The 15,673-nt window shown below is 64.4% G+C and carries 14 protein-coding genes; 10 read left to right on the forward strand and 4 right to left on the reverse strand.

Annotation, left to right across the window (positions count from 1 at the left end; translation table 11 throughout):
- Positions 1 to 61 precede the first annotated feature (61 nt).
- The 8 genes from EB231_RS01065 (at position 62) to EB231_RS01100 (ending at position 7,253) form a co-directional block, all read left to right on the forward strand.
- Positions 62 to 1,705 carry a dihydroxyacetone kinase subunit DhaK gene (locus EB231_RS01065; protein ID WP_172347215.1) on the forward strand — a complete coding sequence of 548 codons (1,644 nt, stop codon included), beginning with the start codon at positions 62 to 64 and terminating at the stop codon, positions 1,703 to 1,705.
- Between the two features lie 72 nt (positions 1,706 to 1,777).
- Entirely contained in the window at positions 1,778 to 2,380 is a 603-nt protein-coding gene (gene dhaL / locus EB231_RS01070) for a dihydroxyacetone kinase subunit DhaL (protein WP_172347216.1), read from the forward strand.
- Entirely contained in the window at positions 2,377 to 2,766 is a 390-nt protein-coding gene (gene dhaM, locus EB231_RS01075) for a dihydroxyacetone kinase phosphoryl donor subunit DhaM (RefSeq protein ID WP_172347217.1), read from the forward strand. Before dhaL ends, dhaM begins: the two co-directional genes overlap by 4 nt.
- A gap of 19 nt (positions 2,767 to 2,785) precedes the next feature.
- Complete coding sequence (locus EB231_RS01080; protein WP_140769963.1) at positions 2,786 to 3,088, forward strand: HPr family phosphocarrier protein; 303 nt, start codon at positions 2,786 to 2,788, stop codon at positions 3,086 to 3,088.
- Between the two features lie 41 nt (positions 3,089 to 3,129).
- A complete protein-coding gene (gene ptsP / locus EB231_RS01085) occupies positions 3,130 to 4,704 on the forward strand; it encodes a phosphoenolpyruvate--protein phosphotransferase (protein WP_172347218.1) in 1,575 nt (524 codons plus the stop codon).
- 11 nt (positions 4,705 to 4,715) lie between these two features.
- Positions 4,716 to 5,141 carry a hypothetical protein gene (locus tag EB231_RS01090; protein WP_172347219.1) on the forward strand — a complete coding sequence of 142 codons (426 nt, stop codon included), beginning with the start codon at positions 4,716 to 4,718 and terminating at the stop codon, positions 5,139 to 5,141.
- 32 nt (positions 5,142 to 5,173) lie between these two features.
- Positions 5,174 to 6,160 (forward strand): dihydroxyacetone kinase subunit DhaK, encoded by a 987-nt coding sequence (dhaK, locus tag EB231_RS01095; protein ID WP_172347220.1) that lies wholly within the window; start codon positions 5,174 to 5,176, stop codon positions 6,158 to 6,160.
- Between the two features lie 70 nt (positions 6,161 to 6,230).
- Positions 6,231 to 7,253, forward strand: a complete 1,023-nt coding sequence (locus EB231_RS01100) for a nucleotidyltransferase family protein (RefSeq protein ID WP_172352772.1) — start codon at positions 6,231 to 6,233, stop codon at positions 7,251 to 7,253.
- A gap of 8 nt (positions 7,254 to 7,261) precedes the next feature.
- On the opposite strand, the gene EB231_RS01105 is transcribed toward EB231_RS01100, so the two are convergent.
- The 3 genes from EB231_RS01105 to EB231_RS01115 are packed head-to-tail and all read right to left on the reverse strand — an operon-like array spanning position 7,262 to position 9,003.
- Positions 7,262 to 8,248 carry a serine kinase gene (locus tag EB231_RS01105; protein ID WP_172347221.1) on the reverse strand — a complete coding sequence of 329 codons (987 nt, stop codon included), beginning with the start codon at positions 8,246 to 8,248 and terminating at the stop codon, positions 7,262 to 7,264.
- The gene (locus EB231_RS01110) at positions 8,245 to 8,679 is read right to left on the reverse strand and encodes a lasso peptide biosynthesis B2 protein (RefSeq protein ID WP_172347222.1); all 435 of its coding nucleotides are present in this window, start codon (positions 8,677 to 8,679) and stop codon (positions 8,245 to 8,247) included. Before EB231_RS01110 ends, EB231_RS01105 begins: the two co-directional genes overlap by 4 nt.
- 39 nt (positions 8,680 to 8,718) lie before the next feature.
- Positions 8,719 to 9,003, reverse strand: coding sequence for a PqqD family protein (locus tag EB231_RS01115; RefSeq protein WP_172347223.1), 285 nt, complete (start codon positions 9,001 to 9,003; stop codon positions 8,719 to 8,721).
- Positions 9,004 to 9,736: 733 nt separating this feature from the next.
- On the opposite strand from EB231_RS01115, the gene EB231_RS01120 reads away from it, so the two are divergent.
- Both EB231_RS01120 and EB231_RS01125 read left to right on the forward strand, forming a co-directional pair.
- On the forward strand, positions 9,737 to 11,644 hold the full coding sequence (locus EB231_RS01120; RefSeq protein ID WP_172347224.1) for a propionyl-CoA synthetase: 1,908 nt from the start codon (positions 9,737 to 9,739) through the stop codon (positions 11,642 to 11,644).
- A 134-nt stretch (positions 11,645 to 11,778) separates the two neighbouring features.
- Positions 11,779 to 12,861 (forward strand): acyltransferase family protein, encoded by a 1,083-nt coding sequence (locus tag EB231_RS01125; protein ID WP_172347225.1) that lies wholly within the window; start codon positions 11,779 to 11,781, stop codon positions 12,859 to 12,861.
- Positions 12,862 to 13,209: 348 nt separating this feature from the next.
- Here EB231_RS01125 and EB231_RS01130 read toward each other — a convergent pair whose 3' ends face one another.
- On the reverse strand, positions 13,210 to 15,597 hold the full coding sequence (locus EB231_RS01130; RefSeq protein WP_172347226.1) for a polysaccharide biosynthesis tyrosine autokinase: 2,388 nt from the start codon (positions 15,595 to 15,597) through the stop codon (positions 13,210 to 13,212).
- Positions 15,598 to 15,673: the final 76 nt, after the last annotated feature.

Genomic DNA, 15,673 nt, shown 5'->3' on the forward strand with positions numbered 1-15,673 from the left:
GCGCTCCCATTGAGGGTTCACGCCGCCTCTGATTGACGATTGCGAATACGGGACGAATTCGATGAAGCACTTTTTCAACCGCCGGGAAACGATCGTCACCGAGGCGCTGGACGGCCTGTTGCGGACCATTGGCTCAGGCGATCTCGCGCGCCTCGACGGCTATCCCGAGATCAAGGTCGTGCTGCGCGCCGACTGGGACAAGGCGAAGGTCAGCGTCGTTTCCGGTGGCGGCGCCGGGCACGAGCCCTCGCATGCCGGGTTCGTCGGCAAGGGCATGCTGACGGCGGCGGTTTCGGGCGAGATCTTTGCCTCGCCAAGCGTCGAAGCGGTGCTGGCGGCCATCCGCGCCGTCACCGGCCCGGCCGGCTGCCTGCTGATCGTCAAGAACTACACCGGCGACCGCCTCAATTTCGGCCTGGCGGCCGAGAAGGCGCGCGCCGAAGGTTTTGCCGTCGAGATGGTGATCGTTGCCGACGACATCGCTTTGCCCGACATCGCCCAGCCGCGCGGTGTCGCCGGCACCTTGTTCGTGCACAAGATCGCGGGACATTTGTCGGAGACCGGCCGTGATCTGGCAGAGATCGCGGCAGCGGCGCGGGCCGCTGCGAAGGACATCGTTTCGCTCGGCATGTCGTTGTCGTCTTGCTCGATTCCCGGCCAACCGCACGAGGACAGGTTCGGCGAAAATGATGGCGAGCTTGGCCTTGGCATCCATGGCGAGCCCGGCGTCGAGCGCATCGCGGTGCAAAGCGCGGACCGGCTGGTGGCGATCATGGCCGAGCGCCTGGCGGCTCGGCCCGATCCGAAGGCAAGCCATGCCTTGCTGATCAACAATCTCGGCGCGGTGCCGCCGCTCGAAATGTCGCTGGTTGCCAATGCGGTTCTGGCCTCGCCGTTGGCCAAGACCGTCAAGCTGGCGATCGGTCCTGGCCCGCTGATGACGGCGCTCAACATGAACGGCTTCTCGCTGTCGCTGATCCGGCTCGATGCCGCGCGAGAAGAAGCGCTGCTGGCGCCGGTCGGCCCATACGCCTGGATGCCAGCAAAGCTGGTCGCAGCACCTGCCATTGTGCCCATGGCGAAGGCAGTCCGACAAAGTACGGCCCACAAGGCCAGCCAGAATGCGGGCACCAGGCGCCTGATCGTCACGGTCTGCGACAGACTGATTTCGCTCGAAGCGACGTTGAACGGGCTCGACGCCAAGGCAGGCGACGGCGACACCGGCTCGACGGTGGCGACCGGCGCGCGCAGCATCCTCGAACGGCTCGATGCGCTGCCGCTGGCCAACCCCGCGGCGACCCTTGGCGCCGTCGGCGACACGCTGAGCGCATCGATGGGCGGCTCCAGCGGGGTGCTGCTGTCGATCTTCTTCACGGCGGCGGCGCAGGCGCTGGACGGCGGCGCCAGCCTGCCCAAGGCGCTGCTCGCCGGACTTGAGCGAATGACCTTCTATGGCGGCGCCAAACCGGGCGACCGTACCATGGTCGATGCGCTGGAGCCGGCGCTCAAGGCGCTCGACAGCAACGGCCCTGGCGAAGCAGCGATCGCGGCCCGGCGCGGAGCCGAGGCGACGGCCGCCATGGAGAAGGCAAAAGCTGGACGCTCCGCCTATGTCGGCACCAAATTGCAGGGCGTGGTCGACCCCGGCGCCTATGCTGTGGCCGAGGTTTTCGCAGCCGTCGCCGCGCTGCTCGTCACGGCCTGACACATGCACCAGTTGTCGAATGACCGTTCTTTCGCTACTGCCGGCAAGGTGAAAACCGGGACTTTGGACAACATGACGGCGTTGAACCTTGCCAGGCTGATCGCGGCCGCCGCGGATACGATTGCCGCGCACGCCGAGGAATTGACGGCGCTCGACCAGGCAATCGGCGACGGCGACCATGGGCTGAACATGAAGCGCGGCTTCGAGGCCGTGCGGGCCGAGGCTGACGTGTTCGCCGCGAAGCCCTTGCCCGAGGCCCTGAAGGCGATCGGAACCAAGCTGGTGATGACGGTTGGCGGTGCCTCCGGCCCGCTGTTCGGCACACTGTTCATGGCGCTGGGCAAGGAGATTGCGGCGGAGCCCGATCGTGCCAATTTGACGGCTGCCTTCGGCAAGGCGATCGAAGCGGTGGCCGCGCGTGGCAAGTCGCAAGTCGGCCAGAAGACGATGCTCGATGTACTGCAGCCGGTGCATGACGCCTTGGCGGGAGGCAAGACGGCGGCGCAAATCGCCGACGTCGCCGACGCCGCCGCCGAAGCGACCGTGCCGATGAAGGCGCTACGCGGCCGCGCCTCGTTCCTTGGCGATCGCTCGATCGGCCATATGGATGCTGGCGCGCGCTCGACCGCGCTGCTGGTGCGCATGTTGGGGCAAGCGATCGGGGAAAGCGCATGAGCAATGTCGGGATCGTGATCGTGTCGCATTCGCCGCTGGTCGCGGAGGGCACGGCCGACATGGTACGCCAGATGGTGGGCGACGAAGTGCCGCTTGCATGGTGCGGCGGAAACGGCCATGGCGGGCTTGGCACCAGTGTCGAGGCGATCATGGGTGCCATCGACAAGGCCTGGTCGGAGGCCGGTGTCGCCATCCTGGTCGATCTCGGCGGAGCCGAGACCAATTCGGAAATGGCGGTGGAGATGATCGGCGAGCCGCGTGCGCAGAAGATCGCCGTCTGTAACGCGCCGATCGTCGAGGGCGCGGTGATGGCGGCGACCGAATCCTCCGGCGGCGCCTCGCTGAAGGAAGTGGTGGCGACGGCGCACGAATTGTCGCCGTCGTGAGTGAACGGGATCTCTGAAAATGTCCGCAGCCGCCGAAGCGACCGTCCTGATTACCCACGATGTGGGCCTGCATGCGCGTCCCTCGGTGAAGTTCACCAAGCTGGCCAAGACGTTTGCCGCCGACGTGGAAATCGCGCTTGCCGCCAACGGCCCATGGTTCGACGCCAAGAGCATCGTCAAGGTGATGGCGGCCAAGGCGCCGAAGGGCACGGTGTTGCACATCAGGGCCAGCGGCAGCGGCGCCGATGATGCCGTGCGCGCGCTGATCGAACTGGTGCAGCGCGATTTCGACGAGGACGCCGGTCATGTCCGGTCGGCCTGACGCCGGCGCGCGCCTTCGCCGGCCTGCAAGGAATGCGGGCCATGCGGATTGAGGGGGTTCCGGCCTCGGCCGGCTATGCCGAAGGGCCGTTGTTCGACCTCGACCGGCCGCCGGCCATCTATGCAGGCAAAGCCACATCAGCCGAAGAGAAGACGTCGCTGGAAGTCGCGATCGGCAAGGCGGTAAGCCGGCTTGCGATAATAGTCGAAACCGCCGACAGCGACGCCGCCGGCATACTCGAATTCCACATCGCCATGCTGGAGGACGATGCACTGAGCGGACCCGCCTTCGCTTCGATCGCGTCCGGACGGACCGCCGACGCGGCATGGCGGGAGGCGCTCGACGCCGAAATCGCTGGCTACGAGGCCTCCGACCAGGATTATTTCCGCGCCCGCGCCACGGACCTGCGCGATATCAGGGACCAGGTGCTGCGCGCGCTGACCGAGGACGGTGGCGCTACTGCGCCTACCGGTGCCATCCTGTGCGGCGAGGACATCGCGCCGACACGTTTTCTCGAAACCGACTGGAGCCATGGCGGCGGCATCGCGCTGAAGGCGGGCAGCACCGCCAGCCATGTCGCCATGTTGGCGCGCTCGCGTGGCGTGCCGATGGTGGTGGGGCTGCGCGAACCGCTTGCCGGTCTTGCCGGCATGGCGCTGCTTGACGCCGAACACGGCAATATCGTTCTGGCGCCGTCGACGGCGGAGATCGGATCGTTCCGGCGGTCGTCCTCTTCCTTCGCGGCCCGACAAGGCAAGGCGAGGACTTTTCTGACGCGGCCGGCAGCGACAAGAGCCGGCACGGCGGTGCGGGTGCAGGTCAACATCGCCGCCCCGTCCGATGTCGACGCCATAGATGTCACGACCTGCGACGGTGTCGGGCTGATGCGCACCGAATTCCTGTTCGGCAGGATATTGCCGGATGAGGAGACGCAGTATCGTGCCTACCGCAAGGTGCTTGAGTGGGCTGGCGACAAGCCCGTGACGATCCGTACTGTCGATGCCGGCGGCGACAAGCCGGTGCCGGGCTTCACCGTCGAGGAAGGCAATCCATTCCTCGGGCTGCGCGGGATCAGGCTGTCGCTGGCGCGGCTTGACATTTTTCGCGTACAGATCAGGGCATTGCTGCGCGCCGCGCCACACGGCAATCTCAGGGTCATGTTTCCGATGATCGCCATCGCCGATGAGTATGAGCGCGCAGCCGCCCTGTTCGCCGAGGAACAGGCAGCCCTTGCCGGGCGTGGTGTCGCGCACAAGATGCCGCCGCTCGGCATCATGGTCGAAGTGCCTTCAGTCGCCATCGCGCCGGAAGCATTCGCCGGCGTCGCCTTCTTCTCGATCGGCTCCAACGACCTGACGCAATATGTGATGGCGGCAGCGCGGGACAACTCTACTGTTGCCCACCTCAATTCAGTTCGCCATCCCGCGGTGCTGCGGCTGATCGGCTCGGTCACTGCCTTTGGACGGGAGAGCGGCATTCCCGTCAGCCTGTGCGGCGATGCCGGCGGCGATCCGGACGCGATCCCGTCGCTGCTCGAAGCAGGCTTGCGCGATCTTTCCGTCGCGCCGGCGCAACTCGCCATGGCCAAGGCGGCCATTTCAGATGTTTCGGTGTAGGCGCGGCTGGCATGGTCGACATCAAACCCGAACCCGGTTCTGAAGAGGCGATCCGCGCCTACAAGACGATCCTGTCGCAGGTCATCGACCAACGGCCGTCCGGCATGCGCCAGCGCCTCGCCGACGCGCTCGGCAAGCACCGCAGTTTCGTGACGCAGATTTCCAGCCCGGCCTATACGGTTCCGATTCCGTCGAAGCATTTGCCGGCTATTTTTTCCGTCTGCCATTTCAGCCCGGCCGAGCGGGATCAGTTCCTCGCCGCCTACCATCAGGCGCATCCGGGAAAAATGTCTATCGCGGCAGGCATGCGCAAAACCCGGCACGTTTCGCTCGTCGTTCCCGATTTCGGTGACGACAAGCAGAATGCGGCGCTCGACCGGGCCATCAACGAATTCATCCAGAAGATCACCAGCATCGCCGGCAAGGGTGGCGGCTGACCATTTCTTGCCGGGCTGTTTGGGAGGATGCCATGAAGAAATTTATAAACGCGGTGGACACGGTGCTGACCGAGAGCCTCGACGGTTTCGTGGCCGCCCATGCCGATATACTGGTGCTTGGCGAGGAGCACAAATTCGTCCGCCGCAGGACCTTGCGGCCGGGCAAGGTGGCGCTGATCTCCGGCGGCGGCTCGGGCCACGAGCCGCTGCATGGCGGCTTTGTCGGCCATGGCATGCTGGACGCCGCCTGCCCCGGCCAGGTGTTCACCTCGCCGACGCCGGACCAGATGCTGGCGGCGGCGCAGGCCGTCGACACCGGCGCCGGCTGCCTGTTCATCGTCAAGAACTACGAGGGCGATGTGATGAACTTCGACATGGCCGCCGAAATGTCGGAAGGCGTCCTGCAGGTGGTTACCAATGACGACGTCGCCGTCGAGAATTCATCCTATACGACCGGCCGGCGTGGCGTCGCCGGCACGCTGGTAGTGGAAAAGATCGTCGGCGCGGCGGCAGAGCATGGCCTGGCCCTGCCCGTGCTGAAGACGCTGGGCGAGCGCGTCAACGCAGCCACCCGCTCGATGGGTGTGGCTCTGACCAGCGGCACCGTGCCGGCCGCGGGCAAACCGACATTCGACATCGGCGACGGCGAAATGGAATTCGGCGTCGGCATCCATGGCGAACCCGGCCGTCGCCGCGACAGATTGAAAGGCGCCGATGCGATCGCCGAGGAAATCTGCACCGCGATATCAGGCGATCTGGGCGACAGGGCGAAAGGCCCGGCGCTGCTGTTCATCAACGGCTTCGGCGGCACGCCGCTGATGGAGCTCTATCTGATGTATAACAGCGCCCGCCGGATTTTCGAGAAGCGCGGCGTGACGGTAACCCGCTCGCTGGTCGGTACCTATGTCACCTCGCTCGACATGGCCGGATGCTCGATCACGCTGACCATGCTCGATGAAGAGATGACCGGCTGGTGGGACGCGCCTGTCCACACGGCAGCATTGCGCTGGGGCATGTAGGACTGGCTTCCACAGCGCTTTTCTGCAACCGTCCTGGACATCCCCCTGGCGATAAGATTTGTCTGGCTTGATGCTGCCATCCCTGACCTCCGCCGAAGAAAGACTGCTGCTGCGCTTCGCCGATCCGGAGGCGGCGGCAGTCGAGGACAATTTGTCGGCAAAGGCTCTGTCCGCGCTGCTCGACAATGCCGAATTCCACGGCATCCTGCCGATCATGCTGCGCAAGCTCAGGGAGCGCGGCGATGCACGCCTGCCGCCGGATACCGGCTTGCGGGACAAACTCGACGATTTGCGCGACAAGGCGACGATCGCCACCGGCCAGTCGATGCTGCTGCAATATCATGGCGACCGCATCATGAAGGAGATGGCGGCACAGGGCATTCCGGCGCGGATCGTCAAGGGACCGGTCTTCGCGCGAAGGCTTTATCGCAACGTGTCGGACAGGCCGTTCACCGACATCGACATCCTCGTCGAACCCGTCAACCTTGCGCGGGCAAACCAGGTGATCGCGGCATGCGGCTTCGAACTCGGCAGCAATGAGGCCGAATCCTACCAGCTGCAGGAGTTCAAATGGCTGGAAAAGGAGAATTCCAGCCTGCTGGTCGAACTGCATGGCGACCTGGTGCATGACACCGGCATGCGGCGGCGCCTGTCGCTGGGGTTTCGCGAACTGGGCGTCATCGACGGAGATGTGAGGGACACGCCGGCCGCGCTTTTGACCATCGCCATCGTGCACGCCGCCGGCGGCCACAAATTCCACCGGCTGCAGCTTTGCGTCGACGTGCTGCAAGGGGTGCGGGCCCTGCAATCAGCGGAATCGGAAAGACGCCTGCTCGATGCGGCCCGGATGACCGGCATCGAGCTCGAACTGGCCATCGTGCTCAATGTCACCGGCAAGTTGTTCGGCGAGGGTCGCGCGCTTGAGCTCGCCGGTCGGATCAAGCCCGATCTGTCGATAAGGCTGGCCAAGCGGCTGATCACGACGAACACGCTGCTCAGGGTCAATTCCCGGGAGAAAATCGGCTCGCGTTTGCGGCGCGATGCCTTCCGCTGGATCCAGCGGCTGGCCAAGGCCAGGCCATACGCCGCTTGAACTTGCCGTCAACCCGGTGATGTCAAAGTGGCGCTTATCAGCGCCGCCGCGTCGGCCGGGCGTGCGCCCACTTCCAGGGTGAATGTCGGCACCGACGAAACCAACTTGCCGATCGTCGCCAGCCGGCGCTTCTGCGACGGCAGCAGGCCAGTCATGCCGGTGCGGACATTGTCCATCGCCAACGCCACCATCGCGTCGGTCCGGGCCATGGGCACGAGCCGGGTCTCACGGTCGGCGGAGCGCGCCAGGTGCAGCAGGGCCGCCACCGGCCGGGCAATCGGGCTTTCGATCCGTACGATCTCGCTCAACCGCTGCAGCGAGACGGCCTGTTCGCCGTTGCGGTCCCACGACGGACCAAGGCAAGGCGCAACCTGCGGGATCATCTCGGCGGTCTTCTGGTGGATCTTGACGTGGCGCGGCAGACCCCAGGCCAAGGGCTTCTCCAAAGCCAGATCCAGGATCATGGCGTCGTCGGAGCAGAGACCAAAGCCTTGCATTGCCAGCGCCAGCGACGTCGTGGTCTTGCCGGTGCCGCTTGGGGCATGGATCAGCACGATGGTGTCGCGGCCCGGCAGTGTCAGGCCGGCCGTGTGCAGCATATGCTGGCCGCCGGCGTCGAGTGCCGCGTCCAACACCAGCATCGATGGCGTCCAGGCTGCTTTCGCACCAGGGCGAACCCGAAGTTTCGCCCACCCTTCCTCGTCATTGATGGCAACGGCCTGGCGCCCGGGAAAGATGAGATGGATGGTGCCGCCCTCAGCGACCATCCGGCAGTAGCCGTCCTCCGGTATCTCACCATCGAAGACGAGCGATCCGCCGGGCTCCTCGTCGAGAACGTCCGCCTCGGTGATATCGAGACGAAAGCCCGGCGCGGTATCACCGGTGATTCGCAGGATGCCCAGCATCCTGTCGAAATCCTGCCAAAGCTCGGGGCGTTCGGCCGATATGCCGAAGACCTGGCCGTTGAGGTCGTAGCATGCTGAAGGCCTGGTCAAGCGGGGCGCACCTTTGAGGCATCGGCATGGTGGCGATAGATCTCCACCATGCCGGGAAGGCTGTCACTGACCACCGACCTGCCGTCGAGGCAGACCCAGCAATGCGCAGAGACGCGCGGCGTCTGCAGCGACTTCGGATCGACGCCGAAACGCAGCTCCGGATCGAAGCCGGCGAGGCGCAGGAAGCGATGGCCGAGCAGGCCTTCCCGCAGGCATCTGCGGTCGCGCATCAGCCAGGGATGGCGGACAGTGCGATTGACGCGAGCGACGATGTAGGCCGCTGGCAGGCCGCGATAGGGGGTCGAGGAGGCGAGCGGGGCCCATTTCAGCACGTCCTCGAAGCTGCGCCCGGCAATGAGCGACGGCATCAGTCGCGCGCTTGTCCAGAGATGGCAGCGAAACAGGGCACGCAGGAGCGGACTGTCAGCCATCAGGCGGTACCTCTAGCCATCAAGCGGCACCTTTGGCCATCAAGCATTTGGGGCGGCGAGGATACCTTCCGAGACCAGATCGTTGGCCAATGCCGCCATGTCCTCATCGAGCGTATCCTTGTCGACCTCGAACTCCTCGCAAAGCAGGCCGACGATCTGATCGAGGCTGCGCGCGCCATCCACCTTGTCGAGAAAGGCTTCGGTCGTGCCGTTGCAGGTATAGAGCTGGCCGCTGCGCGCCAGAAGCACGACGGCACCGTCGCCGACATGCTGGACCGAGGCGTCGTCCGCCAGCCGCAAAACCGTTCCAGAGACAATTTCCATCACCAACCCCAACAAGCCCTGCCAGAACCCGAAAATGAGATAGCGCGGCGGTGCGGCGCTGTCTATCGGCCGGCCGGGAGAGATAGCCGATGCGGCTTTGCGGTGCGACGGATTCCTGCCGATCGCAGAAGCGCCATCACCCGTTCCCAACCGAAAATCGTCCCAGAAATAGTCGTCGCCGTGACGCCACAGGCAAGTGCGTTGACCGATGGGACCGTTGCTTTTCTTCCCTTAAGTAAGGTAAAGACTTCACGGGTTTTGGGGAGATAGCGTATGCGTTACAACTGGGAGCGGGCTCCGACGACTTTCGAACGTCATCGAAAAGCCCTTGCGGCGGCGATTTTGATCTTCGGCGGCGTAGGCCTCATGCTTGTGGCCCTGCCGATCTAGTACAATCGAAATTTGTCCAATGAATACCGTTCGTTAGACGGCTATCGGACCGGCTCCTCAGCGTGCCTGCCCCGTCACGGCAACGAAACGGCGGTCGCGTCCTTCGAGGCCCTGGCTGAAGCGCTGCACCAGCACGCCGGTCATCAGCGCGATACCGGTTTTGCCATGATCGGCAATGGATGGCGCATCGTTCGGATCCTCCCCCGCGAAGGCTCCACTTCACGACACAGCGCACCAGGGGTCAAGACGAGACCGGCTCAGACGAAAATCAGGGAAGACAGCGCCGGAAAAAACAGCATAGGCTGTTTGCAAAGACGGCAAATGGTTCCTGGGGAGGTTACGGATGGCTTCACGCTATCATGAGGTCTATGACGGCTGGAAACGCGAGCCGGAGGAATTCTGGGCGGACGCGGCCGGCGCCATCGACTGGTATTCGCCCTGGGACAAGGTGTTCGATGCCACCGCCGGCGTCTATGGCCGCTGGTTTACCGGCGCGACCTGCAACACCTGCTACAATGCCATCGACCGGCATGTCGCCGGCGGACGCGCCGACCAGATCGCGCTGATCTACGACAGCGCCATTACCGGAACGGTCAAAAAATTCACCTATGCCGAGCTGAAACGTGAAGTGGTGGCGCTGACCTCGGTGCTGAAGAACCGGGGCGTCGGCAAGGGCGACCGCGTCATCATCTACATGCCGATGGTGGCGGAGGCGGCCATCGCCATGCTCGCCTGCGCCCGTATCGGGGCCGTGCATTCGGTGGTCTTCGGCGGCTTTGCCTCGCATGAGCTTGCCACCCGCATCGACGACGCCAGGCCAAAGCTGATCATCTCGGCCTCCTGCGGCCTGGAGCCAGGCCGCATCGTTGCCTACAAGCCTCTGCTCGACAGAGCGATCGAGATGTCCCGCCACAAGCCGGACGCTTGCCTGATCCTGCAGCGCGACCAGCTGCGCTGCGATTTGAAGGACCATTTCGACATCGACTATGCCGATGCCGTCGCGCGCGAGCGGGCCGCAGGCGCCAATGTCGACTGCGTGCCGGTGCTCGCCACCGATCCGCTCTACATCATCTACACGTCGGGCACGACCGGACAGCCGAAGGGCATCGTGCGCGACAATGGCGGCCACATGGTCGCGCTGAAATGGACGATGGAGAACGAGTTCGGCGTCAAGCCGGGCGAAGTGTTCTGGGCGGCGTCGGATGTCGGCTGGGTGGTCGGCCATTCCTACATCGTCTACGCACCGCTGCTGCATGGCTGCACCAGCATCCTGTTCGAAGGCAAGCCGATCGGCACGCCGGATGCCGGCACCTACTGGCGGGTCATCTCGGATCATGGCGTCGTCGCGCTGTTCACCGCGCCGACGGCCTTCCGCGCCATCAAGGGGCAGGACCCCAAAGGCGAGTTCGTTCCCAAATACGACCTGTCGAAATTCCGCACGCTGTTCCTCGCCGGCGAGCGCGCCGACCCCGAAACCATCAAATGGGCGGAGCAGAAGCTGAATGTGCCGGTGGTCGACCATTGGTGGCAGACGGAGACCGGCTCGCCGATGACGATCAACCCCGCCGGACTTGGCCTGTTGCCGGTGAAATACGGCTCACCTGGCGTGCCTATGCCCGGCTACGACATCCGCGTGCTTGACGATGCCGGCCACGAGGTGCCGCGCGGGACGCTCGGCAATGTCGTGGTCAAGCTGCCGCTGCCCGCCGGCTGCCTGCCGACACTGTGGAACGCGGATGCCCGCTTCCGCCAGGCCTATCTCGATGAGTTCCCCGGTTTCTACAAGACAGCCGATGCCGGCATGATCGACGAGGACGGTTACCTCTACGTGATGGCCCGCACCGACGACATCATCAATGTCGCCGGCCACCGGCTGTCGACCGGCGCGATGGAAGAGGTGCTGGCCGCCCACCCCGATGTCGCCGAATGCGCTGTCGTCGGCATCGCCGATGCGATGAAGGGCCAAATTCCGCTCGGCTTCGTGGTGCTGAACGCCGGTGTCGCGCGCGACGGCGGCGCCATCGAAAAGGAGGTCGTCGCCCTGGTGCGCGAGCGCATCGGCCCGGTCGCCGCCTTCAAGACCGTGGTGACAATCAAGCGCCTGCCCAAGACCCGGTCGGGAAAGATCCTGCGCGGCACCATGCAGAAGATCGCCGACAAGGAAGAGTGGGCGATGCCGGCGACCATCGACGACCCTGCCATCCTGGACGAGATCACCGCTGCCCTGAAGGCGCGCGGGATCGGGGTTTGAGGCCGACACGACGAGCGGTTTCGCGCCGCCCTTCCTTGCCGGTCGACCTGTCTTGACCGGCAAGCAATACTTTTATTGTGCAATGCAGCAAGCCACCCTACAGTGACGGGTGGGGGGCCATCCAGCGGTGCGGTATGGCTCAACAGAAAATTACGTTCGGCAGCGTCGACATCCTGCGGTTTCTCGCCGCCGTGCTGGTCATGATCTACCACTATGGCTTCTGGGTGTGGGCCTATCCTGATGGCATTTCGGCGCAGGCCACGGGTGGCGTGCCGGCGCAGCCAACGATAGGCGCCTGGGTCGGGTCCGGCTGGGTCGGCGTTGAGATCTTTTTCGTCATCAGCGGCTTTGTCATCGCTTTCAGCGCCGAGAAATCGACGCCGCTGCGGTTTTTCGAGGCAAGGTTCAAAAGGCTGGCGCCGGCGGTCTGGATCTGCGCGCCGATCACCGCCGTGCTTTTGCTGCTCATCGGCCTGAGCTGGCCGACCGATGCGGTGGTCAGGCTCGTCCGCACCGGCCTCTTCGCGCCCTATGGCCCCTGGGTGGACAGTGTCTACTGGACGCTCGGCATCGAGATCGCCTTCTACGCCGTCGTCTGGATCCTGCTGCGGCTCGGCCGCTTCCATCTCATGGAAATGGTCGCCATCGCCATCGGCCTGATCAGTACGCTGTTCTGGTGCCTCTATTATCTCCTTGACTGGTCCGACTTCGCCGAGACACGCTGGCTGCAGCTTACCCTGGTGCACCATGGCTGCTTCTTCGCGGTCGGCGTGTTGCTCTGGCTGATGCGGTTCAAGGCGCTAACGCCTTCCCGCCTTGGCTTCTGCCTGTTGTTCCTCGGCGGCGGCGTGCTGCAGATCGCCAGTTCGGTCGACGTCCACAGCATCAAGGTCAATGCCGTGATGCCCTATGCGCCGCCAATCCTGATCTTTCTCGTCGCTATCGCCTTGATGGCATGGTCGTTGCGGCTCAACCTCGGCTGGAGCGGCTGGCGCCGGATCGGCCTGATGACCTATCCGCTCTACCTGATCCACGATGTCGTCGGCGCGGCAATGCTTGGGGCGATGGTCCGTTCCGGTGCGCCTTATCTCCCGTCGATGGCGATCGTCGGCGCGACCATGATCGCGGCAAGCTGGCTGGTGGCGACCGAGGCCGAGCCGCGTATCCGGCTGCTGCTCGACCACACCGTTTTCCGCTACCGGCTCAAGGCTGCCTAGACGCCAGCCGATCTATCTCTTTGTTCTGGCGCAGCTCGGGGCGGAAAACCGCCTCGCCCCTGTCCTGGAATTGCACCGTCGGCATCAGGCTGGGCATCGACACCGCCGCCTTCCAGAGCGGCCGCCTGACGGGGTCAGGATCGCCGACAAGCAGGGCCGGCTGATCTTCTCCTGATCAGACGCGGCGGCTCTGAATCAAAGAGATAGAGCATGATGTCGTCCGCTCTGGCAATTCCAGGAAAAGTGTGAACGGTCTTCCCGGGAAAAGCGTGTAGCGCTTTCCCTTGGAAATTGCGTCAAAACAAAGAGTTAGGGCGGCTCGCCGTTTTCGTGAAACGGCGAGATGCCCTAGACCGGTGCCTTGCTGCGGACTTCCGACTTGTCGAGATAGTAGGTCGAATATTTGTCGAAGAATTTCTCCGACGCCCCGAACGATCCATATTTGGCGAGCTTCTTCAGATCGACCTTGTTCAGCACCACCCCGACGATCTTGTTGGCGACATAGGGTTCGGATTCCAGCATCGACCGCACCATGGCGCGCGGCGTGCGGCCCCATTCGGTGACGAGCACGAAGCCGTCGACGAGCGGCGCGAAGGCCTTGGCGTCGACCACCGGCCCAAGCGGCGGCAGATCGACGACGATGTATTCGAACGTCTCCTTGGCATTCTCGATGAAGCGCCGCATTCCGGCCGAGGAAAGCAGCTCGCTGGTGTGCGAGAAGTGCCCGCGCAACACGGCCGGGATGATGGCGAGCTTGGTCTGCCTGTCGATCTTGCCGACGGATTGCCATGTCTGGCCGCTCACCACCGCCTCCATCAGGCCTTGCTCGGCCTCCATGCCAAGGCTGCGGCTTAGACCGGGATTGCGCAAGTCGCCGTCGATGAGCAGCGTCCTGGCGCCGTTGGCGGCAAGCAGCCCGGCGAGATTGGCCGCCACCGTCGACTTGCCTTCGCCGGGAAGCACGGAGATGACGCCGATGACGCGGCTGCCTTGTCCCTCCATCACGACATCGAAGGCGATCTTGGCGCTGCGCAGCGTTTCGGCAAACATCGATGCCGGAGCGTCGATGCTCACCCTCATTCGCGCCCGCCTTTCAATGGCGGCCGGCGATCTGGCTGCCTTGGCATCCGGCTGAGCCTCGGCCGGCTTGTCGTCCTTGGCGGGTTTGCTGCCGATGGTCGGCAGGTAGCCGAGGAATTTGAGACCGACGCGGTCGCGCACCTCGTCACCGGTCCGGAAAAACCGCTCGTTGAATTCGTTGAGGGCGCCGAAGCCGGCCCCCATCAGCACACCGAGCACGAGCGAGAGCCCGAGCACGACAATGGTACGCGGGCTCGAGGCGGAGAGCGGCGTCGAGGCGTCCGAGATGATGCGGATCTTGCCGACCGGGAAGGATTGCTGCTGCGCGGCTTCCTCGTAGCGGCCGAGGAACGTCTGGTAGAGGGTCGTGAGCGCAGTCGCCTTCTGGTCGAGGTCGCGCAACTGGACCTGCGACTGGTTGTCGATGGAGCTCTTGCCCTGTGCGGCGGCGACATTGGCCCTGAGCGCGGTCTCGCGCGCCAGCGCCACCTCATATTCGTTGCGATAGCTTTCAGTGAGCTGCTTCAGTTCGCCGAAAATCTGCGCCGATATGTCGGCCTTTTCCTTCGCAAGCGCGACGGCCTGCGGATGTTCGGCACCGAAATTCGCCTCGACGTCCTGCTGCCGCTTGGCGACGGTGAGGTAGCGGGTCTTGAGCGCCGAAATGACCGAGCTGCTCGGCTGGTCGGCCGATATGGCCGCGTCCTTGAAGGCGTTGTCGGAGCCACTATCGACAATCGACTTGTACTGCTGGTAGCGGGCGCTGGCGCGAGCCGTGTCGGCCTGCGCCACGATCAGCTGGGCGTTGAGATCGGCAAGCTGCTTGTCGCTCATCAGCTGGCCATCGCTGTTGGCGGACAGGCCGTGCTCGGCCCTGAATTTCTCGACCGCGAGCGATGCCTGCTGCGAGCTCTCGCGCAGTTCCGTCAGCCGGCCCTGCAGCCAGACCGCCGCGCGCTCGGTGGCGTCGAAGCTGGCGTCGAGCTGATCGGCGAGGTAGGCGTCGGCATAGGCCTTGGTGATCGCGGTCGCCAGTCCCGGATCCGTCGCCTGATAGCCAAGCGCGATGACATAGCTTCGCCCGACACGCTCCGCCCGGATTTCGTTCTGCAGCTTGAGGATCGCGTAGTCACGGCGCGACGTGGCAATCAGCGCATCGCGGGCAGCCGGGTCGAGTTTGCCGATGTCACCAAGGCCCGGCATGGCCGGGCTGGGGCGGACATACTGGATCAGGCCGCGGATCAGGCCGACGCCCTGGGCAAGCGCCGACTGCGGCGGGTTCATGAAGGCATCGTTCTGGTCGAGCTTGAGCTTGTCGACGACCACCGCGGCAAGCCGCGTCGAGGTCAGTATCTCGATCTGGCTCAAAATGGCGGAATCGGTCTGCATGGTGGTCGACGCCGCCGAAATGTCGTCGACGATCTTGTTCAGGCCCTCATCGATCAGCACGCTTGAAACCGACACAAATTTGGGCGGCGTGGTCTGCAGATAGAGCATGCCCAGGAAAAGACCGATGGCGGCGCACACGGCAACCACCTTGGCCTGCCGCGCAGCCATGCCAAGCAGACGCTCGATATCGATGAAGTCTTCGCCGTCTCCTGCATCCGAATTCGGCAATGGCATCCTCTTGTCGAGAGGAAAGTTGGCATAGTTCATCGTCGGTCCAATCCCAGAGCCTGTTGCGTCCCGATCATCGGGCTGAGGCTCTATCTCTTTGTTTGGGCGCAATCTT

The organism is Mesorhizobium sp. NZP2298 (genome assembly GCF_013170825.1).
Lineage (GTDB): Bacteria > Pseudomonadota > Alphaproteobacteria > Rhizobiales > Rhizobiaceae > Mesorhizobium.

What these genes read in the sequence shown, in the direction of transcription:
- dhaK (WP_172347220.1), top strand. Translation starts at nt 5,174, where the DNA reads ATGAAGAAATTTATAAACGCGGTGGACACGGTGCTGACCGAGAGCCTC.
- EB231_RS01065 (WP_172347215.1), top strand. Translation starts at nt 62, where the DNA reads ATGAAGCACTTTTTCAACCGCCGGGAAACGATCGTCACCGAGGCGCTG.
- EB231_RS01110 (WP_172347222.1), bottom strand. Translation starts at nt 8,679, where the DNA reads ATGGCTGACAGTCCGCTCCTGCGTGCCCTGTTTCGCTGCCATCTCTGG.
- dhaL (WP_172347216.1), top strand. Translation starts at nt 1,778, where the DNA reads ATGACGGCGTTGAACCTTGCCAGGCTGATCGCGGCCGCCGCGGATACG.
- EB231_RS01090 (WP_172347219.1), top strand. Translation starts at nt 4,716, where the DNA reads ATGGTCGACATCAAACCCGAACCCGGTTCTGAAGAGGCGATCCGCGCC.
- dhaM (WP_172347217.1), top strand. Translation starts at nt 2,377, where the DNA reads ATGAGCAATGTCGGGATCGTGATCGTGTCGCATTCGCCGCTGGTCGCG.
- ptsP (WP_172347218.1), top strand. Translation starts at nt 3,130, where the DNA reads ATGCGGATTGAGGGGGTTCCGGCCTCGGCCGGCTATGCCGAAGGGCCG.
- EB231_RS01115 (WP_172347223.1), bottom strand. Translation starts at nt 9,003, where the DNA reads ATGGAAATTGTCTCTGGAACGGTTTTGCGGCTGGCGGACGACGCCTCG.
- EB231_RS01130 (WP_172347226.1), bottom strand. Translation starts at nt 15,597, where the DNA reads ATGAACTATGCCAACTTTCCTCTCGACAAGAGGATGCCATTGCCGAAT.
- EB231_RS01125 (WP_172347225.1), top strand. Translation starts at nt 11,779, where the DNA reads ATGGCTCAACAGAAAATTACGTTCGGCAGCGTCGACATCCTGCGGTTT.
- EB231_RS01100 (WP_172352772.1), top strand. Translation starts at nt 6,231, where the DNA reads ATGCTGCCATCCCTGACCTCCGCCGAAGAAAGACTGCTGCTGCGCTTC.
- EB231_RS01080 (WP_140769963.1), top strand. Translation starts at nt 2,786, where the DNA reads ATGTCCGCAGCCGCCGAAGCGACCGTCCTGATTACCCACGATGTGGGC.
- EB231_RS01120 (WP_172347224.1), top strand. Translation starts at nt 9,737, where the DNA reads ATGGCTTCACGCTATCATGAGGTCTATGACGGCTGGAAACGCGAGCCG.